This window comes from Streptomyces sp. NBC_01428, from assembly GCF_036231965.1.
In the GTDB taxonomy this organism is placed as follows: domain Bacteria; phylum Actinomycetota; class Actinomycetes; order Streptomycetales; family Streptomycetaceae; genus Streptomyces.
Window position 1 is genome coordinate 5,838,402 of record NZ_CP109499.1, and the last position, 21,373, is coordinate 5,859,774.

The following is a 21,373-nucleotide window of genomic DNA, read 5'->3' on the forward strand; positions in this document are numbered from 1 at the left end:
GGGCCGATCCGCCCCCGTGCCGGCCGTTCCCCGCCCCCGCGCCGCCCCCGCCGAACCGCCCATATTGGTCTCGACCTTTAACCGTCCCCGATGCCTTCCTTAAGCGGACCCTAAGATCCTCAACCTCCGCCCGGATGGGCCGGTTTGACCGATTCCGGATCGCTAGCGTGTGCCGCACCCCCATGGGACCCCCCCTGAGAACCCCGTGAAACCGCGAAGGCAGGCACGCGATGAGCAGTACGCACCGGCGCAAGGTCAGTGGCAGGAACAAGGCGATAGGCGGCGTGGTCGCCGCGGCCGTGGTAGGCGGCGGCGCCCTCCTGTTCACCGGCAGCGCGCAGGCGGCGAGCGTCGGCGCGGCGTACACGAAGACCAGCGACTGGTCGACCGGATACACCGCGCAGTACGTCGTCACCAACGACACCGCCCAGGCGAAGAAGGACTGGAAGCTGGAGTTCGACCTGCCCTCCGGCAACACGCTCGGCTCGCTGTGGAACGCCACGTCGAAGGTGAGCGGTCAGCACGTGACCGTGAGCCCCCCGTCCTGGGACAAGGACGGGCTGGCGCCCGGTGCGACCGTCACCGTCGGATTCGTCGTGAACGGCACCGCCGACCCGACCGGCTGTCTCATCGACGACGCCAGGTGTTCGGTGGACGGCGGCGCGACGCCCGAACCGAGCGGCCGCCCGAGCGAGTCCGCGAGCCCCACGGCGAGCCCCGTGCCGACCGCCACCGCTTCGCAGAGCGAGAGCCCGAAGCCCACCGCGACGGCCACCACCGCGACCCCCACCCAGAGCTCGGGCAGCGGCAGCGCCACGACGGCGGGCTTCGCGCCCTACGTCGACACCTCGCTCTACCCGGCCTTCGACCTCGTCAAGGCGGCCGAGGCCACCGGCGTGAAGAACTACAACCTCGCCTTCATCACCGACGGCGGCGGCTGCACCCCCAAGTGGGGCGGCGTCAGCGACCTCGCGAGCGACGCGGTGGCCTCCCAGATCGGCGCGCTGCGCGCCAAGGGCGGCGACGTCCGGGTCTCCTTCGGCGGCGCCTCCGGCTCCGAGCTGGCCACCACCTGCTCCTCGGCGGACGCGCTCGCCGCGGCGTACGGCAAGGCCGTCGACGCGTACAAGCTCACGAAGGTCGACTTCGACATCGAGGGCGGGGCGCTGCCGAACACGGCCGCGAACACCACCCGCGCGAAGGCCATCGCCAAGCTCCAGCAGCAGCACCCCGGCCTGGACGTCTCGTTCACCCTGCCGGTCATGCCCGAGGGCCTCACCCAGGACGGCGTGAACCTCCTCTCCAACGCCAAGTCGAACGGCGTGCGGATCACCACCGTGAACATCATGGCGATGGACTACGGCCCCGCGTACAGCGGTGACATGGGCACCTACGCCGAGCAGGCCGCCACCGCCACCCAGGCGCAGATCAAGGGGGTCCTCGGCCTCTCCGACAGCGCCGCGTGGAAGGCCGTCGCCGTCACCCCGATGATCGGCGTCAACGACGTCTCGTCCGAGGTCTTCAAGGTCGACGACGCCGCGCAGCTCGTGACGTTCGCGCAGTCGAAGGGCCTCGGCTGGCTCTCCATGTGGTCCGCGACCCGCGACAAGCAGTGCGCCGGCGGCGCCAAGAACTCCGCCGACCCGGTCTGCTCCTCCATCACGCAGAGCGACGGCGCCTTCTCGAAGGCCTTCGGGGCCTACAAGTAGCCATCCGAAAACGGGGGTTGCGCGCCCCGGCCGGACTCCGCACCCCCCACCCGGCCGGGGCGTCGTGGCGTTCCTCCCCGCCCGGAGACACATCGGGGCGCGGCACCCCCCTCGGTGCCGCGCCCCGTTCCCGTGTCCCCGCCCCTTGTTCCCCCCCGCGCGGGCCCGCGCGCCCGGCCTACTCGGCGGGCGCGACCGGCGCGAGCGTTCCGGTGCGTGCGGCCTGGCCGTACCAGTGGGCGCTCGACTTCGGGGTGCGGACCTGGGTCGCGTAGTCGACGTACACCGCGCCGAACCGCTTGCCGTAGCCGTACGCCCACTCGAAGTTGTCCAGCAGGGACCAGAGGTAGTAGCCGCGGACGTCCGCGCCGTCGGCGATCGCCCGGTGCACGGCGGACAGGTGGCCGTTCAGGTAGGCGATGCGCTCGGGGTCGTGGACGCGTCCGTCCGGGTCCGGCTTGTCGTCGTAGGCGGCGCCGTTCTCCGTCACGTACAGCGGCAGGCCCGGCACCTCGCGGGTGTAACGCATGATCAGATCGTGCAGACCCGACGGGTCGATCGTCCAGCCCATCTCCGTGCGCTCGCCCGGCGTCTGGTGGAACGCGACGTCGTCCGCCCCGGGCCAGGGGGAGTGCGAGCTGGCACCGTGACCGTCAGCGCGCGGACCGTCCGCGGGCGCCTCTGCGGCCGAGACCAGCGTCGGCGTGTAGTAGTTGAGACCGAGCGCGTCCAGCGGCTGCTTGATCGTCTTGAGGTCGCCCTCCTGGACGAACGACCAGTCGGTGACCGACCGGGTCGCCGCGAGGAGCGTCTGCGGGTACGCGCCGTGCAGCATCGGTCCGTGGAAGATGCCGTTGGCGAGGTCGTCGATGCGCTGCACGGCGTCCAGGTCCGCCGGGTCCTGCGAAACGGGCCTGACCACCGAGGAGTTGAGGCTCACCGCGACCGAGTTGCGGGACGGCATCACGGAACGCAGCGCCGACGTGCCGAGTCCGTGGGCCAGGTTGAGGTGGTGGGCCGCGCGCAGGGCGGCCACCGGGTCCGTCCGGCCGGGAGCGTGCACCCCGGAGCCGTAGCCGAGGAACGCGCTGCACCAGGGCTCGTTGAGGGTGATCCACTGCTCGACGCGGTCGCCGAGCGCCTCGCCCACGATCTGCGCGTACTCCGCGAACCGCAGCGCGGTCTCCCGCTCGGGCCAGCCGCCCGCGTCCTCCAGCTCCTGCGGCAGGTCCCAGTGGTAGAGGGTCACGGCGGGCTTGATGCCGTGCGCGAGCAACTCGTCCACCAGCCGGCGGTAGAAGTCGAGGCCGCGCTGCACGGCGGGACCCCGGCCGGTCGGCTGCACCCGCGACCAGGAGACCGAGAAGCGGTACGCGCCCAGGCCGAGGTCGGCCATCAGGGCCACGTCGTCGCGGTAGCGGTGGTAGTGGTCGACAGCGATGTCGCCGTGCTCGCCGCCGGCCGTCCTGCCCGGCGTATGACTGAAGGTGTCCCAGATCGAGGGGGTGCGGCCGTCCTCCCGCACCGCCCCCTCGATCTGGTACGCGGAGGTCGCCGCACCCCAGAGAAAGGCCGGAGGGAAGGTCAGGGGCGATACGGACTCAGGCATGGAAGCGCTCCCAAGGGGGTCGTGAAGACCGACGGGTTGGAGGAGGGGGAGAGGCGGGAGTACGGGGGCCGGGGCAGCGGTGGCCCGGCCCCCGGGCGAGCGGTCAGCCCTTGATCGCGCCCTGCATGATCCCGCCCACGATCTGCTTGCCGAACAGCAGGAAGGCGATGAGCAGCGGCAGGGTGCCGAGCAGCGCGCCCGCCATGATGACGGCCTGGTCGGGGATGTATCCGGTGCCCAGCGAGTTCAGGGCGACCTGCACGGTCGGGTTCTGCTGGTTGAGCGCGATGATCGGCCACAGGAAGTCGTTCCAGGCCATCACGAACGTCAGCAGGCCGAGTACCGCCATGGCCGGCCGCGCCGCCGGGAAGACGACGTGCCAGACGACCCGCAGACTGCTGGCGCCGTCGACCCGCGCCGCCTCGATCAGCTCGGTGGGCAGCGCCTGCACGAGGTACTGCCGCATGAAGAACGTGCCGAAGGCGCTCACCAGGGTGGGCAGGATGACCGTCTGCAGCTGGTTGGACCAGCCGAGGTTGCTCATCCACAGGTACAGCGGGACGACCGCGAGCTGCGGCGGGATCATCATCGTGCCGATGGTGAGCACCAGCAGCAGGCCGGAGAACCTGAACCGCAGCTTGGCGAAGGCGAATCCGGCGAGCGTGGAGAACACGACCGTGCCGACGGTGATGGTCCCGGCGACGATCGTGGAGTTGACCATCGCGGTGCCGAGCCCGGCCTGCTCCCACGCGGCCTGGAGGTTCTTGAACAGGTTCCCGCCGAACCACAGCGGGGGCGGCGACTGTGCCAGCCGCTCGTTGTTGCGGGAGGCCGCGATGGCCGTCCAGACCAGCGGAGCGAGCGAGACCAGCGCGAGGACGGTCAGGACGAGATAGGTGACCGGGCCCGCGTGGAGCTGCTTGCCCGCGCCGATGATCCTGCGGCGCCCGGGGACCCGGTCCTCCGGCTCCTTCGCCCCTGCCTGAGGTGCAGTCAGTTCAGTGGTGGTCATTGGGATTTCCTCAGCCGTCGGGTGACCAGCAGGTTGATCACGGCGATGATCAGCAGGATCAGGAACATGGTCCACGCGATCGCCGACGCCTTGCCGAGGTTGCCGATGGTCCAGCCCTGGTCGTACATGTAGAGGCCGAGCGTCTGGTACTGGTGCGCGGAGCCGCCCTTCGACCCGCTGACCCCGCCGAACAGGAGCGGCTCACCGAAGACCTGCGTCGCGCCGATGGTGGAGACGACCACGGTGAACAGGATCGTCGGCCGCAGCATGGGGACCGTCACGTGGCGGAACTGCTGCCAGCGGCCCGCGCCGTCCAGCGCCGCCGACTCGTACAGGTCGGCGGGGATCGCCTGCATCGCCGCCAGGTAGATCAGCGCGTTGTAGCCGGTCCACCGCCAGATCACGATCGAGGAGACGGCGAACTGGCCGCCCCAGTCGGACTCGCGCCAGTTGATCGGGTCGACCCCGACGAAGTGGAGCAGCCAGTTGATCATGCCGCCGTCCCACGAGTACAGCAGCGTGAAGACGAGCGTCGCCGCCGCCACCGAGGTGGCGTACGGGGTGAGCATCACGACCCGCCACACGGTCGAGCCGCGCAGCCGGTAGTTGAGCAGGTGGGCGATCCCGAGGGCCATGACCAGCTGCGGCACCGTGGAGATCACGCCGATGGTGAAGGTGTTCTCCAGGGCGTTCCAGAAGAACTCCGAGGACAGCAGGTTCTTGTAGTTGTCGAGACCGGCCCAGGTCTGGTGGTCCAGGCCGGAGAGCTGCACGTTGTGCAGCGAGTACCAGGCCGTGTAGAGCAGCGGCACGAGCCCGAAGGCCCCGAAGAAGATGAAGAAGGGGGCGATGAACGCGTACGGCGACGCCTTCATGTCCCAGCGGTACAGCCGGCTGCGCCAGGAGTCCGGGCCCGGCGGTGGCGTACCGCGACCCTGAGCGCCCCGGGCCGCGCCCGGCTGGGAGCCGGGCGCGGCGTCGGCGCTCGTCGCGGGGTGCGCGAGAGCCTGCTTGGAGCTGGTCACTGGCCGAGCACGTCCTTGATCTCCGCCTTGGCCGCGTTCCAGCCCTGCGAGGGGGACTTGCCCTTCTGCTCGACCTGGAGGATGCCCACGTCGGTGATCGCGGTGCCGATCGGCTGGTCCTTGGTGCCGAAGTTCTGGACCGGGATGGTCTTCGCCGAGTCGGCGAAGATCTGGGTGATCGGCGCGTCCGAGAAGTACGACGTCGTCGCGGTCGCCGGCTTCAGGGTGTCGTACGCCGCGGGCGTCGACGGGAAGCTGGCCTGCTTGGCGAAGACCTTCGCCTGCTGCTCGGGCGCGGTCAGCCACTTGGCCAGGGCGATGGCCTCCTTCTGGTGCTTGCCCGCCGTCGGCACGCCGATGAACGAACCGCCCCAGTTGGCCGCGGTCGGCGCGGCCGCCACGTCCCACTTGCCCTTGCCGGCGTCACCGGACTTCTCCTGGATGTAGCCCATCATCCAGGCGGGGCAGGCCACCGTCGCGAAGGAACCCTTGGCGAAGCCCTGGTCCCACGTCGGGTCGAACTGCTTCAGCTTCGCCGACATGTCGCTGGTCGCCACCGTCATCGCGGCGTTCCAGGACTTCTTCACGCCCGTGGACTTGTCCCAGATGACGTTGCCGTCCTTGTCGTAGTACCGCTGGCTCTCGCCACCGAGGGCCGCGTTGTAGACCGAGGAGGCGGAGTCCACGAACTTGGTGCCGCTCGGCGCCTTCTTCATGTACTGCTTGCCGAGGTCGACGTACTTGGCCCAGTCGCCCTTCCACTGCGCGGCGAGCTTGGTGCGGTCGGTCTCCAGACCGGCCTTCTTGAACAGGTCCTTGCGGTAGCAGATCGCCATCGGGCCGATGTCCGTACCGAGCGCGATGGTCTTGCCGTCCTTGTTGGTGGCCTGGGCGAGCTTCCAGTCCAGCCACTGCGACTTGTCGACCTCCTTGCCGAGGTCGACGAACTTGTCGGCCTGGGTCTGGACGGCCTCCGTTATGTTGCCGACCTCGATCGCCTGGATGTCGTCGGTGCCGGAGCCGGCCTGCAGACGGGTGAGCGTCTTGGGCCAGTAGACGTCGGTGCGGGTGGTGACGTTCTCCTTGATCGAGATGTCCGGGTGCTGCTTCATGTACTCGTCGTACAGACCGGCCTGCTTGTAGCCGAAGACGCCGAAGGTGCCGACGGACAGGGTCGTCTTGCCCTTGGCGTCGCCCCCGTTGTTCGCGTCCGACGAGCCGCTGTCCGGGTCGCTGGAACAGCCGGCCAGCAGCCCCGTGGCGAGCGCGGCGACGGCCGCGATGGCCCCCAGCCTGCGGGATCGGCGGGTACTCGTGCGCATTGCGTCCTCCTGTTGCCTGACGTGCCGACCCCCCGGCCAACTGCATTGGTGGCGCCCGTTGTTACTCGCTGCGGCTCGGGCGGGGAACGTGCGGGTTGTGTATGTGTCAGGTACTGTGGGAGCGCTCCCACCAGTGATGTGTTGAAGAGTCGTCGGTTCCCGCGGGGGTGTCAAGGGTGGGGGAGCGGAGAGATGCGTTCAGTTATCGGCCTGTTAGCTGAAGATGTCATTCCGCTACATGGCCAGAGTTGTCTTATAGCCCCTTCGGAGCCCGAAGGCGAGCGCCGGGGTGCGGGAAGGGCCCCCACGCGGACGTGAGCGGCGCTCACCTCGGCGGACGGGGCTGTTAGATTCCAGGCCACTTGGTGTCGACGGGAGGGCGAAGCCCATGGCAGTCCACGGAGCGCGGGGCCGCAGCGGCGGGCGGCCCACCCTCGAAGAGGTGGCCGCGCGCGCCGGCGTGGGCCGCGGCACGGTCTCCCGGGTGATCAACGGCTCCCCGCGGGTCAGCGACGCGACCCGCGCCGCGGTCGAGGCGGCGGTCGCCGAACTCGGGTACGTCCCCAACACGGCGGCCCGGGCCCTGGCCGCCAACCGCACGGACGCCATCGCCCTGGTGGTCCCCGAGCCGGAGACCCGGTTCTTCGCGGAACCGTACTTCTCGGACATGCTGCGCGGTGTCGGGGCGGAACTCTCCGACACCGAGATGCAGTTGCTGCTGATCTTCGCGGGCAGCGACCGGGAGCGGGAGCGCCTCGCCCAGTACCTGGCGGCGCACCGCGTGGACGGGGTGCTGCTCGTCTCGGTGCACGCGGACGACCCGCTGCCCGACCTGCTCTCCCAGCTGGAGATCCCGGCGGTGATCAGCGGCCGGCGCTCGGCCGAGGAGACGCTGCCGTCGGTGGACTCCGACAACTACGGCGGGGGCCGCGCCGCCGTGCAGCACCTGGTCGCCCGCGGCCGGCGCTCCATCGTCCATCTCGCCGGCCGCATGGATGTGTACGGAGCCCAGCAGCGCGTCGCCGGATACCGCCAGGGACTGCTCGACGCGGGCCGTCCGGTGGACGACCTGCTGATCGTGCCGGGCGACTTCACCGAGGAGGGCGGCCGCCGGGCCATGACCCTGCTGCTGGAGCGCTGCCCCGACCTCGACGCGGTCTTCGCCGGCTCCGACGTCATGGCGGCGGGCGCCCGCCAGGTCCTGCGCGAGACCGGCCGCCGCATCCCGGACGACGTGGCCCTGATCGGCTACGACGACTCGGCCATAGCCCGCCACATGGAACCGCCCCTCACCAGCGTCCGCCAGCCCATCGAGGACATGGGCCGCGCGATGACCGACCTCCTCCTCGGCGAAATAGCGGACCGCCGCCCCGCCACCTCCCGCACCCTGGAGCAGCGCCAACTGGTGCTGCCCGCCGAGCTGGTGGTGCGGGCGTCTTCGTAGTCCCGGTGCTCCGGCTGCTCCCGGGCCGCGGGCGAACACCTTCCAGCGTTGAACCACTGGCCGGAAGCGGTCGTGTTGAGCGTCACATGTGGCAACCGTGTCGTTCGCACAACGGGCTTCGACCCTTGTGGTGAGGCGGTGTGCGCAGATTCCCGCCCGTGGCGGATGCAAACGGAAGGGATCTTTCAGCCGTCCCCGGCCCGCTGGTGCCGTGGCCTGGGAATACCTGTGGAGACCGCTGATCCGTCTGGACTAGCGTTGCCGTCGAACCGGGGGGAAGCGGTCCCTGACCAGGACCTTTTCGTGTCCCCCCACATCGATGATCAGGGGGAAGCAATGCGCAGGACTGTAGCCCTTGCCACCGTCGCGACCGCGCTCGCGGGATCGCTGGCCGGCTTCGGAGGCCAGGCGATGGCCGTGTCGAACGGGACGGCGCCGCGAGTGTCGCAGGCGTCGTCGCAGGCGGCCGGTTGCGTGACGGTCGTCCGCTGGTACAACAAGCGCTTCAACCGCATGGTCGAGGTGAAGAACAGCTGCGCCCGCACGGCGTGCTTCAGCGTCACGGTGGCCGCACGGCGGGACCCGGACCTCTCGATCGGCAAGAACAAGAAGGAGTCCTTCGCCTACGGCGGGGTCGCCTGGACCAAGGGCTCGGGCATCAAGAACAAGGCCTGCTGACCCTCACCTCCCTCTCGCGGCCGCGTCCGGACCGTGAGCTCGAGTGACGGCCCGGAAGTGCCCTCCGCACCGGGACGCGGGACCTCCCAGGTCTCTCGCCCGGAGCGGAGGGCACTTCTCGTGCGCCCGCCGCCCCGCCACCTCCCGCACGGGCGGGTTCGACGCGCCCGGAATGCCTGGCCTGCGGTTTCCGTCCCTTCGGAGGGCTCGGTAGGGCAGGCTGATGGGCATGGTCCTGCATCCCTTGCTCGGAGTCGACGAAGTGCCCGCCGTGGAGACGTACTTGGGCCGGGTGGGTGAAGTGTTCACGGTGTTCCGTGAGCAGGACTCCGGGTGTGTGTCCTACGGAGTGCGCCTTCTCGACGGCGCCCGCTGGTTCGTCAAGGAGGCCGCCGACGAACGGGGCCGCCGCTCGCTCGACCGGGGATGGGCGTTCCACCGGTCCGTCCGGCACACCGCGATCGTGCCCCAGGTCCACCGGATGGCCGTCCGGGACGGGTGGGCGGTGGTCATGCCGTGGCGCGAGGGCGAGGTGCTCCACCACCCCACGGAGGGCAACCCACGGGACCGTACGGCCCCGGGCAGCCCGATGGCCCGCTTCCGGTCCCTGCCCGTCGCCGACATCCTGCGTGCCTACGACCGGGTCCTCGACGCCCACCTCGCCGTCGAGGCCGCCGGTCATGTCGCCGTCGACTTCTACGACGGCACGCTGCTCTACGACTTCACCGGCCGGACGGTCCACCTCGTCGACCTCGACGCGTACCGGCCCGGCCCCTTCGTCCTCGACGAGGAGCGGCTGCCGGGCTCACGACGGTTCATGGCGCCCGAGGAGTTCGAGCGCGGGGCCGTGATCGACACCCGGACGACCGTCTTCACGCTCGGCCGGGCGGCCCGTCTGCTGCTCGACGCGGGCGACGAGGAACGGGCCTGGCGCGGCACCCCGGAACTGCTGGCGGTCGTCGAGCGCGCCACGTTCCCCGCTCCGGACGACCGCTTCCCCGACGTCCACCACTTCGCGGCGGCGTGGCGCACGGCCGGCGGCGCCCGGCAGCGCTGACCTCAGCCACGCACCGTCAGTTCCCAGCGGACCTCGCCGTCCTGCCACGCGTCGGTCGGCGAAAGACCCGCCGCCGCGGCGACGGCGGCGGAGGCGTGGTGCGCGGGGTGGACATGCGCGACGACCGTACGGACGCCGAACGCGCCGGTCAGCAGCGGGACCAGGGACCGGGCCGCCTCCACCGCGTACCCGCGCCCCTGCCAGGGCGTCCCCACCACCCAGGCGATCTCCGCGGCCTCCCCCTCGACGGTGGCCTGGACGGTCCCCACCAGGCACCCCTCCGGACGCGCCCGGAGCACCCAGTTGCACCAGACGACGGCGGGGTCCGGGGAGCCCGCGACGAGCCGTTCGTACCGCGCCCGCAGCGCCTCGGCGGTGAGCGGCTCCCCGCCGATGAACGCGTGCAGCGCCGGATCGGACAGCACGGCGGCCATCTCCTCGGCGTGCGCGGCGCGCAGGGGGACCAGGTCGAGCCGGGCGGTGGTGGTGTCGGGCTCGGGGTCCATGGCGTCTCCGTTCGGCGGCCGCCCGGGGGGCCGGGGCACCCCGGGAACGCAATCAGCCGGTGACCTGTTCAACAGGTCACCGGCTGACTACTCAGGGTGAGTGACGGGACTTGAACCCGCGGCCACCTGGACCACAACCAGGTGCTCTACCAACTGAGCTACACCCACCATGTCCGGTCTTCGTGCTTCTCCGACCGGCCGAGAAAAAGTGTACAGGGTCGGAAGGGGTGCTCGCGCACGGCTTTTTCCGGGGCCCGGACGGGCCCCGTCAAAGGCCTACTCGGTGGGTACGACGTGCTTGGCGGCGATGGTGCGGGCGGTGTCCGAGTCGGGTCCGGGCTGCGGGACGAAGATCGCCTCGCGGTAGTAGCGGAGCTCGGCGATGGACTCGCGGATGTCGGCGAGCGCGCGGTGGTTGCCGTTCTTGTCGGGGCTGTTGAAGTACGCCCGGGGGTACCAGCGGCGCGCCAGCTCCTTCACCGACGAGACGTCGACGATGCGGTAGTGGAGGTAGCCCTCCAGGCTCGCCATGTCGCGCAGCAGGAAACCGCGGTCGGTGCCGACGGAGTTCCCGCACAGCGGCGCCTTGCCGGGCTCCTTCACGTGCTCCCGTACGTAGGAGAGGACCTGCGCCTCGGCGTCCGCCAGGGTCGTGCCCCCGGCGAGCTCCTCCAGCAGACCGGACTTCGTGTGCATCTGGCGCACCACGTCCGGCATCGTCTCCAGGGCGGCGTCCGGCGGGCGGATCACGATGTCCACACCGTCGCCGAGTACGTTCAGCTCCGAGTCGGTGACCAGCGCGGCCACCTCGATGAGCGCGTCATCCGACAGCGAGAGCCCGGTCATCTCGCAGTCGATCCACACCATGCGATCGTTCATGTGTCTCACCCTACGGCCCGCCCCGGCCAGGTGGACCCGCCCGTGCGCCGGGCCGCCGCGCCGGATCGCCCGGCGCACGGCATGCGTGAGGGCCCGCACCCGAAGGCGCGGGCCCTCACGGACAGGGCGGTCGGGCTAGGGCGCGCTGCGCTGCCCGGGCAGGCCGGCCCGGCCCGCGACGTACAGCTCGGGCCGTTCGCGCAGCGCGTCAGGCGCGAGCGCCGAGGCGCCCAGGGCCGCCGCGGTGCGGCGGGTCTGCATCGGGACCGGACCCGGATGCTCCTGGTGCACCGACGCCGGCGGTCCGACCGGACCCGTCACGCTCTCCGGGTCCACCGAACGTTCCGCCTGCGGCCGGCGGGCGCGGTACGCCGCCCGGTACGCGGCCGGGGACGATCCCAGCTGGCGCCGGAAGTGACCCCGCAGCGCGACCGGTGAGCGGAAGCCGCAGCGGCCCGCCACCTCGTCGACCGAGTAGTCGGACGTCTCCAGCAGCCGCTGTGCCTGCAGCACGCGTTGCGTGATCAGCCACTGCAGCGGAGCACTGCCGGTCAGCGAACGGAACCGGCGGTCGAAGGTGCGGCGGCTCATGTAGGCGCGCGCCGCCAGCGTCTCCACGTCGAACTGTTCGTGGAGGTGCTCCAGCGCCCAGGCGACGACCTCGGCCAGCGGGTCGGCGCCGATCTCCTCCGGCAGCGACCGGTCGAGATAGCGTTCCTGGCCGCCACTGCGCCGGGGCGGCACCACCAGACGCCGGGCGAGCGCGCCGGCGGCCTCATTGCCGTGGTCCGTGCGCACGATGTGGAGGCAGAGATCGATTCCGGCCGCCGTCCCCGCCGACGTGAGCACGTCGCCGTCGTCCACGAAGAGTTCGCGGGGGTCGACGTGCACCGACGGATAGCGCTTGGCCAGTGTCGGTGCGTACATCCAGTGGGTGGTCGCCGGACGGCCGTCCAGTAAACCGGCCGCGGCCAGCACGAAGGCGCCGGTGCACAGTCCGACGATGCGGGCACCTTCCTCGTGCGCGCGGCGCAGTGCGTCGAGTGCCTCCTCGGGTGGTGGCGAGGTGATCGACCGCCAGGCGGGCACGACCACCGTGCCGGCCCTGGAGATCGCTTCCAAGCCATGTGGTGCGGTGAGTTCCAGGCCCCCTGTGGTCCGCAGCGGGCCTTCCTCGCCGGCGCACACCAGAAGGCGGTAGCGCGGCACGCCGGCGTCCTGGCGGTCAATCCCGAACACCGACAACGGTATGGAACTCTCGAAGATGGGGCCGCCGCTGAACAGCAGCACCGCGACGATCTCCTTGCGGCGTCGCCCGGACAGCTTCCGGGCCGCGGCATCCGGCGCGGCAGTGGAGTCGTGGCTCATCCTGCTAAGCCCCCCTCGGTGGTCGCGGCTCCTCGGTTGTGTCGCTCCTGCACGTTTCCCCTCGGTCCTGCACGAGTCCCCCGCCGTAAGACAAGATCGAATCTACTGTGTCCCGTGGCGCCAAGGTGACCAGATCGGTACTCCGCAGAATGTCGACATGGCAACTTGGCGTGAAGCATTCGATCACGAAGCGTTGCACTCGTGGGCCGTGCAGGGAAGTGCGCCTCGTGGCCGTGGCCAATCCACGTAGGGTGCGTGCGCCCTCCGTACCCCTTTCGGTGCAGGTGGAACGGGGGTTGGGGGGTCGTTCGACCAAGGGATGGGCCATAACGAGAAGTTGGCTGAAAAGAAACGCAGGAGTGCGCGCAAACCGGTCAGTCGACCGGCTGGTTCCCCGCACCGTGACGCCCGCCACGACGGGTTCCCGAGCCGCTCGTGCCACGTTGGCCGCCCCCCGTCCCCGCACCGTTCCCGCGTCCCGCGCCCGCCGCCGGACCCGGCGCGGTCCTCCCGTGCCGGCCCCGCTGCTGCGGTGCGCGCTGCCGCGCCGACGACCGTTCGGCGTCCCGCTGTTGCTCGCGCAGGACGGCCGCGCCGCGCTCGGACCGGCGCAGCAGCACCAGGCAGGCTCCGGTCACGGCCGCGAGACCGAGGGCGGTTCCGGTCGCGCCGGCCAGTGAGGTGCCGTACCAGAAGAGGACCACGGGGACGAGGACGCAGCTGAAGGCCGCCCAGCGGACCAGGTCGCTCACCGTGTCGGTCGCGGGCGCCGGCGCGGGGCGGGGGGCGGCGTGCGCTCCGGGGTGCACCGCGGGGTGCGATCCGGACGGGGGTGCGGCGGGGCGCGATCCGGACGGGGGCACGGCGGAAGAAGAGGACGGGGCGGACGGGCGGGGGGCGGTGTCGGGTCCGGGCACGTTCTGCTCCCTAGTACTCCTGTTGTTCTCCATGCTCTCCATGGCGGTGGCTGCGCAGGGTTCAACGCCTGGTCGACCGGCCGGTCACTGCCCGGGCGCCCGACTCCGCCGTCCGGCAGGGTGGCACACGACGCGCGCACCCGCCCGTACGGTCAGGAAAGCGCCCGTCCCCGGGTGAACCCCGTGCAAACCGCCTGTACGGGGCAGCAACCATTGCGTTACGGGCGCCTCTCATGCATGCTCCCTGGAACGCCGCGTAAGGCGCGCGGGATCTGGGCAGAGGAGGCGTGCCGCCGTACCCTTGGGGGTATGGGGTCGGGAAGATGTTTCCCGGACACAGCTCTGCCGATCGCAGTCGTCCCCACCACGAGGATCCAGACGCCGAGACAATCATGGCCGGTCACGAATTCTTCGATCACGCGGACCGCAAGCGCCCGCTCGCCGATCCCACGGCGGCCGAGCCCCTGGCGGCGGAAGCTCCGCGCCAGTCCTGCGATCCCGCCTTCAAGCACGGCGTCGTCGTCGGTTTCGACGGCTCGACGTCCAGCGAGCGCGCCCTCGCCTACGCGATCGGCATGGCTCACCGCTCAGGCTCGGGCCTGATCATCGTGCACGTGGCCAACCGGCTGCCCACCACCGTGTGGGCGGGCTGCGAGCCACCCGTCTTCGTCGACGTCCCCGACCACCGCACCGAGGTGCTGGGACTGGAACTGGCCTGCGCCGAGTACCTCTCCGAGGTCCCGTGGATCCTGGTCGAGCGCGGCGGCGACATCTGCCACGAACTCGAAGAGGTGGGGCGGGAGTACGAGGCGGACGCCATCGTCGTCGGCTCCACGCACGGCATCGTCGGGCGCATCTTCGGCTCCGTCGCCGGGCGGCTCGCCAAGCGCGCCAGGCGCCCCGTGATCGTCATTCCCTGACGTCGCGTCACGCCGGCCGCACCGATGCGGGGAGCGGCCTCCCGCTTCTCCGTGAGCCTCTCCGCGCGGCGGGTCAACCTACCGGCGCGTAGCGGGTGTTCGTGCCCTGGTGGGGGGAATACACCGGACGCCGGTCCTTGTGGCGGCGACCGCCGGGACGCGCATCTTCCGCACCGGACAGCAGGACACCCGACGCCGCCCCCGGACTGCCGCGACGCGCCGCGGCCGGGGTGTGACGGCCACCGGCTGAGACCGGCGCGGGCCGGGGCAATTGGGCGGCTCCGGCCCTTCGGGGACGGTCCCCGTGCACAGGTGGCGCGCACGGGGACCGTTCATGTCCGGCTTTTCGTGGGGGACTTGGCGGAGCGGACTACTCGACGGTGACCGACTTGGCCAGGTTGCGCGGCTTGTCGATGTCCCGGCCGAGCGCCAACGCCGTGTGGTAGGCGAGCAGTTGGAGCGGGATGCCCATCAGGATCGGGTCCAGCTCGTCCTCGTTCTTCGGGACGACGATCGTCTGGTCGGCCTTCTCCTGCTCCTGGTGCGCGACCGCGAGGATCTTGCCGCTGCGGGCCTTGATCTCCTCCAGCGCGGCGCGGTTCTTCTCCAGCAGGTCGTCGTCCGGGACGATCGCGACCGTGGGGAGCGCCGGCTCGATGAGGGCCAGCGGACCGTGCTTCAACTCCGAGGCCGGGTAGGCCTCGGCGTGGATGTACGAGACCTCCTTGAGCTTCAGGGAGGCCTCACGGGCCACCGGGTAGCCCCGGACGCGGCCGATGAACAGCATCGAGCGGGCCTCGGCGTACTGCTCGGCCAGCTTTTTGATCTCGTCCTCGCGCTCCAGGATCTCGGAGATCTGCGCGGGCAGTTTGCGCAGGCCCTCGATGATCCGCTTGCCGTCGCGGACCGACAGGTCGCGGGTGCGGCCGAGGTGCAGGGCGAGCAGCGCGAACGCCACCGTGGTGTTGGTGAAGCACTTCGTCGAGACGACGCAGACCTCGGGGCCCGCGTGGACGTACATGCCGCCGTCCGCCTCGCGGGCGATCGCGGAGCCGACGACGTTGACCACGCCGAGCACCCGCGCGCCCTTGCGCTTCAGTTCCTGCACGGCGGCGAGCACGTCGTACGTCTCACCGGACTGGGAGACGGCGACGTACAGGGTGTCGGGGTCGACGACCGCGTTGCGGTAGCGGAACTCGGAGGCCGGCTCGGCGTCCGCGGGGATGCGGGCCAGCTCCTCGATCATCTGGGCGCCGATCATGCCCGCGTGGTACGAGGTGCCGCAGCCGAGGATCTTCACCCGGCGGATCTGGCGCGCCTCGCGGGCGTCCAGGTTCAGGCCGCCGAGGTGGACCGTCGAGAACCGGTCGTCGATCCGGCCGCGCAGCACCCGGTCGACGGCCTCGGCCTGCTCGTGGATCTCCTTGTGCATGTACGTGTCGTGGCCGCCCATGTCGTACGACGCGGCCTCCCACTCCACGGTGGTCGGCTCGGACGTCGTCCGGGTGCCCTCGGTGGTGTAGGTCCGGAAGTCGTCGGCCTTGAGGGTGGCCATCTCGCCGTCGTCGAGGGTGACGATCTGGCGGGTGTGGGTGACCAGCGCGGCGATGTCCGAGGCGACGAACATCTCCTTCTCGCCGATGCCGAGCACGACGGGGGAGCCGTTGCGCGCCACCACGATGCGGTCGGGGAAGTCGGCGTGCATCACGGCGATGCCGTAGGTGCCCTCGATGACCCGCAGGGTCTCGCGGACCTTGTCCTCCAGCTTCTCCTGCTGGGACCGGGCGATGAGGTGGGTGAGGACCTCGGTGTCGGTCTCGGAGAGGAACTCGACGCCGTCCGCCTCCAGCTTCTTGCGCAGGTCGGAGGCGTTGTCGATGATGCCGTTGTGGACGACGGCGACCGAGCTGTCGGCCGACATGTGGGGGTGCGCGTTCACGTCGGAGGGGGCGCCGTGCGTGGCCCAGCGGGTGTGGGCGATACCGGTGGTGCCGGCGAACCGCTTGGGGACCTTGGCCTCCAGGTCACGGACCCGGCCCTTGGCCTTGACCATCTTCAGACCGGCGGCCTTCGGGGAGGTCACGACGATGCCCGCCGAGTCGTAGCCGCGGTACTCCAGGCGCTGCAGGCCCTCCAGGAGCAGCGGCGCCACGTCACGCCTGCCGATGTATCCGACGATTCCGCACATATATACGTATTCCTCAGCCGTAGACGATGCGGCGCAGCTGCCGGAGGCTGAGCTCGGGCGGCGCGACCGCGCGGTACTTCAGGTCCGCCTCGATCCGATCGAAGATCGTCGCGTTCACCAGGCCCTGTGCCTGGAGTTCGCGGTGGCGGCGACGGACGTACTCCTCGGTCGTCTCGTCGAACCAGGCGAGCACGTCCTGGACCACACGCAGCGCCTCGCCCCGGCTCAGGGGCGTGGACCGCGTCAGATGATCAACAAGTTCGTCGTGCACCCGTTGATCCTGGGGTACCGGAAGGCGATTCGCAAGAATCCTGCCCGATATCGGGCAAGGGGTTGTTGAAACTCTTATGGACCGCTGTTTGCACGCTGTCCATCCGGCGTCTTGCGCCCCGTCGATTGCCGAGAGCAACTTCTGGAGCCATGGACACTCCACGCATGGGCGTACCCGAGCGGCTCGCCGAGAACATGAGCATGGCCGAGCAGCACGAGTACCTGCGCGCCAGGTTCTCCCGGCGCAACATGATCAGAGGCGGCGCCGTGACCCTCGGCGCCGTCGCCGGCGGCGCCTTCGTGCCCGCCGCCGTGGCACAGGCGGCGGTCCCGGCGCGGCGGACCTCCGCCCCCGCCCCGACGGAGAAGGTCGACGGCGCGCTCGTCGCCCCCTTCGGACGCCACCTCGCCTTCGGCAACGACCCGCGCACCGAGATGACCGTCTCCTGGCAGGTGCCGACCGCGGTGAGCCGCCCCTACATCCGCATCGGCGCCCACCCCTGGGACCTCTCCCGCAAGATCGACGCCGAGGTCCGCACCCTCTACACCCCGGCCGGCGTGGGCGCGAGCGGCGACCACACCCAGTACTACCTGCACGCCAGACTCACCCACCTGCGCCCCGGGAAGACGTACTACTACGGCGTCGGCCACGCGGGCTTCGACCCCGCCGCGCCCCACCTCCTCGGCACGCTCGGCACCTTCACCACCGCGCCCGACCGCGCCGAGCCCTTCACCTTCACCGCCTTCGGCGACGAGGGCGTCGGCTACCACGGCCTCGCCAACGACGCCCTGCTGCTCGCCCAGAACCCGGCCTTCCACCTGCACGCCGGCGACATCGCGTACGCGGACCCGTCCGGCGCGGGCAAGAAGGAGGACACCGGCTTCGACTCGCGCATCTGGGACCAGTTCCTCGCCCAGACCGAGACCGTCGCCAAGCAGGTCCCCTGGATGCCCGCCTACGGCAACCACGACATGGAGGCCTGGTACTCGCCCAACGGGTACGGCGGCGAGGAGGCCCGCTGGACGCTGCCCGACAACGGCCCCGACAAGGCCAACCTGCCCGGCGTCTACTCCTTCGTCCACGGCAACACGGCGATCATCTCGCTGGACGCCAACGACATCTCCTTCGAGATCCCGGCCAACCTCGGCATCTCCGGCGGCACCCAGACGAAGTGGCTGGAGACCCAGCTCAAGAAGTACCGGGCCGCGCGGGACATCGACTTCGTCGTGGTCTTCTTCCACCACTGCGCGTACTGCACCTCCACGGCGCACGCCTCGGAGGGGGGCGTGCGACAGGAGTGGGTGCCGCTGTTCGAGAAGTACACCGTCGACCTGGTGATCAACGGCCACAACCACCAGTACGAGCGCACCGACGTCATCAAGAACAACGCGGTCACCAAGAAGCTCCCGATCGGCGGCACCGCCTACCCGGAGACCGACGGCGTCGTCTACGTCACGGCGGGCGCGGCCGGCCGCAGCCTCTACGCCTTCACCGCCCCCGAGTCCTACGAGGGCAAGGAGAACGAGGTCGAGTCCGTCGCCTCCTTCGTCAACCTGAAGGACGGCAAGCAGAACGAGACGGTCACCTGGTCGCGCGTGCGCTACCTCAACTACTCGTTCCTGCGCGTCGACGTCACGCCGGCCTCCCGGGGCCGCCTGGCCACCCTGAAGGTCCGCGGCATCGCCGAGACCGGCGCCGAGGTCGACCACTTCACGGTCGCCCGCCGGGCCAAGTAGACGCCCCCGAAGGCCCCATACACCCCGAGCGCCGGGGGTACGGCCGACGGCCCCGCGAGCGGGCGGTCCTCGACACGTCTGTCCTCACAGGCGTTTGAGGACCGCCTGCTTGGCCAGCGCGAACTCCTCCTCGGTCAGGACGCCCTCCCGGCGCAGCTCGCCCAGTTCCCTGAGCCTGCGCAGCAGGGCGTCGTGATCGGCCTCGGCCGCGGGCGCGGGGATCGCGGCCCGGTCCGCTCCCGCGGCCGGCAGCGCGGCCTCCTCGGGCACGGACACCGCCGGATGCGGCAGCCGCGCCTGCACCGCCGCGGCGATCAGCGCCATCAGCGGATCCTTCTTGAAGCCCCACAGCTCCACCGAGTTGGGGTCGTACTTCGGCGGCGCCTTCGTCTCCGCGCCCCGCACGGAAAAGCGCAGACAGCCGTTCTCCAGACCCACCGCCGGATGCCACTCGACGGCCGTGATGTCGCCGAGGGCGAGCGTGCGCGCACCGGCCGCCGACTTCGCCTCCTCCGTCTTCCAGTTCCAGTCCAGGCGTACGGACTCCCCGTCGAAGGTCGCCGTGCCGTCACCGGCGGAGGCGGACAGCGGGACCGCGGGACCGGGCAGCAGAAAACCGTCGACCGGCCCCGCGGGCACCTCGTCGAGCAGCAGCGCGTTCCGCACCTCGTCCACGAAGTACTCGGCGACGCCGAATCGGTCCGCCTCGACCGTCAGCTGGTACGGATCGTTCGGCTCGCCGAGCTTGCCGCCCGTCGCCTGGAGCAGGGGGTCCGCGCCGTCCCGCAGCCGCAGCCTCAGCCGCCCCGCCTTCTTTCCCTGCTCCAGCGAGACACCCGCCAACGCCCCCAGCGGAACGGCGAGTTCGCCCAGTTCCTTGCGCAGCAGGCCGACGTTCCTGTCCCGTCCCGGGGTCAGCCGCAGCGCGTCGCCGTCGAAGACCCAGGTGCCGTCCCGCTGGATGATTTCCGCCATGAAGGGGATTGTTCCACCGCGACTGCGGGAGAGTGGTCTCGACCAATTCGACGGCACGGTGAGCGGCCCGCCCCCGGGGCCGCTCGGAGCCCGTGCCGGGCATCGATGGGAGCGCATGTGAGACAGCACCACCGAACGCCCCGCCTTCTCGGAACACTGCTGCTCGTCGCCGCGGCCGGCCTCTCCCTCTCCGGAGCCGCCCCGACCGCACCGGCCGCACCGGCCACCCCCTCCACCCCCACCCCCCTCGGCCGGGTCGTCCCCGCCCCCGCCTCCGTCGACCCGGGCGGATCCCCGTACCGCGTCACCCGGGACACCCGCATCCGCGTCGACGACTCCCGCGCCGTCCGCGCGGTCGGCGCCTACCTCGCGGACGTCCTGCGGCCCTCCACCGGCTACCCGCTCCCCGTCACCGCCCACGGCGACGGACAGATCCGACTGCGACTCGGCGGCAAGGGACTCGGCGAGGAGGGCTACCGCCTCGTCAGCGGCAGGTCGGGCGTCACCATCACCGCCGGCCGCCCCGCCGGCCTCTTCCACGGCGTCCAGACCCTGCGCCAGCTGCTCCCCGCCGCCGTCGAGAAGAACACCGTCCAGTCCGGACCCTGGCCGATCGCCGGCGGCACCGTCACGGACACCCCGCGCTACGGCTACCGCGGCGCCATGCTCGACGTCTCCCGCCACTTCTTCACCGTCGCCCAGGTCGAGCGCTACATCGACGAACTCGCCCTCTACAAGGTCAACAAGCTGCATCTGCACCTCAGCGACGACCAGGGCTGGCGCATCGCCCTCGACTCCTGGCCGCGCCTCGCCACCCACGGCGGCTCCACCCAGGTCGGCGGCGGACCCGGCGGCTTCTACACCAAGGCCGACTACCGCCGGATCGTCCGCTACGCCGCCTCCCGCTACCTGGAGGTCGTCCCGGAGATCGACATGCCCGGGCACACCAACGCCGCGCTCGCCTCGTACGCGCGGCTGAACTGCGACGGGGTCGCGCCACCGCTCTACACCGGCACCGAGGTCGGCTTCAGCTCGCTGTGCGTGAACAAGCCGGTGACGTACGACTTCGTGGACGACGTCCTCCGCGAACTGGCCGCCCTCACCCCGGGGAAGTACCTCCACATCGGCGGCGACGAGGCCCACTCCACCAGCCACGCCGACTACGTGACCTTCATGGACAAGGTGCAGCCGCTCGTCGCCAAGTACGGCAAGAAGGTGATCGGCTGGCACCAGCTGACCGGAGCCACCCCGGCGAAGGGCGCCATCGCGCAGTACTGGGGGCTCGACGACACCGACGACGCCGAGAAGGCGCAGGTCGCCCGGGCCGCGCAGAACGGCACCGGCATCGTCCTGTCGCCCGCCGACCGGCTGTACCTCGACATGAAGTACACCGCCGACACCCCGCTCGGCCAGGACTGGGCCGGACTCGTCGAGGTGCGCAGGGCGTACGACTGGGATCCGGGCGGCTACCTCGCCGGCGTGCCCGCATCGGCCGTCAGGGGCGTCGAGGCGCCGCTGTGGACGGAGACCCTCGCGAGCTCCGCCGACATCGACGTCATGGCCTTCCCGAGGCTGCCCGGCGCCGCCGAACTCGGCTGGTCGCCCGCGTCGACGCACGACTGGGACACCTACAAGGTGCGCCTCGCCGCGCAGGCCCCCCGCTGGGACGCGCTCGGGATCGGCTACTACCGCTCGCCCCAGGTCCCCTGGCCCGCCGGCTGAACCGCACGCCCCGGCCCGACATGCGACGGGCGCCC

Annotated in this window: 18 protein-coding genes and 1 tRNA gene; 7 read left to right on the plus strand and 12 right to left on the minus strand. The window is 70.9% G+C overall.

What is annotated here, in order from left to right:
- Window positions 1-230: 230 nt before the first annotated feature.
- Complete coding sequence (locus OG406_RS25350) at window positions 231-1,709, plus strand: glycoside hydrolase family 18 protein (RefSeq protein WP_329187924.1); 1,479 nt, start codon at window positions 231-233, stop codon at window positions 1,707-1,709.
- 178 nt (window positions 1,710-1,887) lie between these two features.
- Here the strand turns inward: OG406_RS25350 and OG406_RS25355 are convergent, their stop codons facing one another.
- The 4 genes from OG406_RS25355 to OG406_RS25370 form a co-directional block, all read right to left on the minus strand.
- Complete coding sequence (locus tag OG406_RS25355; protein ID WP_164370634.1) at window positions 1,888-3,318, minus strand: GH1 family beta-glucosidase; 1,431 nt, start codon at window positions 3,316-3,318, stop codon at window positions 1,888-1,890.
- A 103-nt stretch (window positions 3,319-3,421) separates the two neighbouring features.
- The gene (locus tag OG406_RS25360; RefSeq protein WP_329187925.1) at window positions 3,422-4,330 is read right to left on the minus strand and encodes a carbohydrate ABC transporter permease; all 909 of its coding nucleotides are present in this window, start codon (window positions 4,328-4,330) and stop codon (window positions 3,422-3,424) included.
- Window positions 4,327-5,355, minus strand: coding sequence for a carbohydrate ABC transporter permease (locus OG406_RS25365; RefSeq protein ID WP_081217423.1), 1,029 nt, complete (start codon window positions 5,353-5,355; stop codon window positions 4,327-4,329). Before OG406_RS25365 ends, OG406_RS25360 begins: the two co-directional genes overlap by 4 nt.
- Window positions 5,352-6,677 carry an ABC transporter substrate-binding protein gene (locus OG406_RS25370; RefSeq protein ID WP_164370632.1) on the minus strand — a complete coding sequence of 442 codons (1,326 nt, stop codon included), beginning with the start codon at window positions 6,675-6,677 and terminating at the stop codon, window positions 5,352-5,354. Before OG406_RS25370 ends, OG406_RS25365 begins: the two co-directional genes overlap by 4 nt.
- Before the next feature lie 388 nt (window positions 6,678-7,065).
- Between OG406_RS25370 and OG406_RS25375 the strand changes: the two genes are divergently transcribed.
- From OG406_RS25375 to OG406_RS25385, 3 genes are all read left to right on the plus strand, one after another.
- The gene (locus OG406_RS25375) at window positions 7,066-8,121 is read left to right on the plus strand and encodes a LacI family DNA-binding transcriptional regulator (protein WP_164370631.1); all 1,056 of its coding nucleotides are present in this window, start codon (window positions 7,066-7,068) and stop codon (window positions 8,119-8,121) included.
- 336 nt (window positions 8,122-8,457) lie between these two features.
- Window positions 8,458-8,799, plus strand: a complete 342-nt coding sequence (locus OG406_RS25380; protein ID WP_164370630.1) for a hypothetical protein — start codon at window positions 8,458-8,460, stop codon at window positions 8,797-8,799.
- A gap of 229 nt (window positions 8,800-9,028) precedes the next feature.
- On the plus strand, window positions 9,029-9,856 hold the full coding sequence (locus OG406_RS25385) for a serine/threonine protein kinase (protein WP_164370629.1): 828 nt from the start codon (window positions 9,029-9,031) through the stop codon (window positions 9,854-9,856).
- Between the two features lie 2 nt (window positions 9,857-9,858).
- Here the strand turns inward: OG406_RS25385 and OG406_RS25390 are convergent, their stop codons facing one another.
- The 5 genes from OG406_RS25390 to OG406_RS25410 form a co-directional block, all read right to left on the minus strand.
- Window positions 9,859-10,362: a GNAT family N-acetyltransferase gene (locus tag OG406_RS25390; protein WP_266613930.1), complete on the minus strand. Its 504-nt coding sequence runs from the start codon at window positions 10,360-10,362 to the stop codon at window positions 9,859-9,861.
- 95 nt (window positions 10,363-10,457) lie between these two features.
- Window positions 10,458-10,530, minus strand: a tRNA-His gene (locus OG406_RS25395).
- A 108-nt stretch (window positions 10,531-10,638) separates the two neighbouring features.
- Window positions 10,639-11,241: an oligoribonuclease gene (gene orn, locus OG406_RS25400; RefSeq protein ID WP_081217418.1), complete on the minus strand. Its 603-nt coding sequence runs from the start codon at window positions 11,239-11,241 to the stop codon at window positions 10,639-10,641.
- A gap of 135 nt (window positions 11,242-11,376) precedes the next feature.
- The gene (locus OG406_RS25405; protein ID WP_164370627.1) at window positions 11,377-12,609 is read right to left on the minus strand and encodes a helix-turn-helix domain-containing protein; all 1,233 of its coding nucleotides are present in this window, start codon (window positions 12,607-12,609) and stop codon (window positions 11,377-11,379) included.
- 374 nt (window positions 12,610-12,983) lie between these two features.
- On the minus strand, window positions 12,984-13,526 hold the full coding sequence (locus OG406_RS25410) for a hypothetical protein (RefSeq protein WP_443067104.1): 543 nt from the start codon (window positions 13,524-13,526) through the stop codon (window positions 12,984-12,986).
- A gap of 392 nt (window positions 13,527-13,918) precedes the next feature.
- Here OG406_RS25410 and OG406_RS25415 point away from each other — a divergent pair, with 392 nt between their 5' ends.
- Window positions 13,919-14,446 carry a universal stress protein gene (locus OG406_RS25415; protein WP_164370626.1) on the plus strand — a complete coding sequence of 176 codons (528 nt, stop codon included), beginning with the start codon at window positions 13,919-13,921 and terminating at the stop codon, window positions 14,444-14,446.
- Window positions 14,447-14,816: 370 nt separating this feature from the next.
- Here OG406_RS25415 and glmS read toward each other — a convergent pair whose 3' ends face one another.
- Entirely contained in the window at window positions 14,817-16,634 is a 1,818-nt protein-coding gene (glmS, locus tag OG406_RS25420) for a glutamine--fructose-6-phosphate transaminase (isomerizing) (protein WP_081217414.1), read from the minus strand.
- A 13-nt stretch (window positions 16,635-16,647) separates the two neighbouring features.
- Entirely contained in the window at window positions 16,648-16,905 is a 258-nt protein-coding gene (locus OG406_RS25425) for a hypothetical protein (RefSeq protein ID WP_164370625.1), read from the minus strand.
- 164 nt (window positions 16,906-17,069) lie between these two features.
- Between OG406_RS25425 and OG406_RS25430 the strand changes: the two genes are divergently transcribed.
- Complete coding sequence (locus OG406_RS25430; RefSeq protein WP_203659378.1) at window positions 17,070-18,641, plus strand: purple acid phosphatase family protein; 1,572 nt, start codon at window positions 17,070-17,072, stop codon at window positions 18,639-18,641.
- An 84-nt stretch (window positions 18,642-18,725) separates the two neighbouring features.
- Here OG406_RS25430 and OG406_RS25435 read toward each other — a convergent pair whose 3' ends face one another.
- Window positions 18,726-19,616: a DUF4429 domain-containing protein gene (locus tag OG406_RS25435; protein WP_164370623.1), complete on the minus strand. Its 891-nt coding sequence runs from the start codon at window positions 19,614-19,616 to the stop codon at window positions 18,726-18,728.
- 105 nt (window positions 19,617-19,721) lie between these two features.
- Between OG406_RS25435 and OG406_RS25440 the strand changes: the two genes are divergently transcribed.
- Complete coding sequence (locus OG406_RS25440) at window positions 19,722-21,338, plus strand: beta-N-acetylhexosaminidase (protein WP_164370622.1); 1,617 nt, start codon at window positions 19,722-19,724, stop codon at window positions 21,336-21,338.
- The last annotated feature ends 35 nt before the right edge of the window (window positions 21,339-21,373 follow it).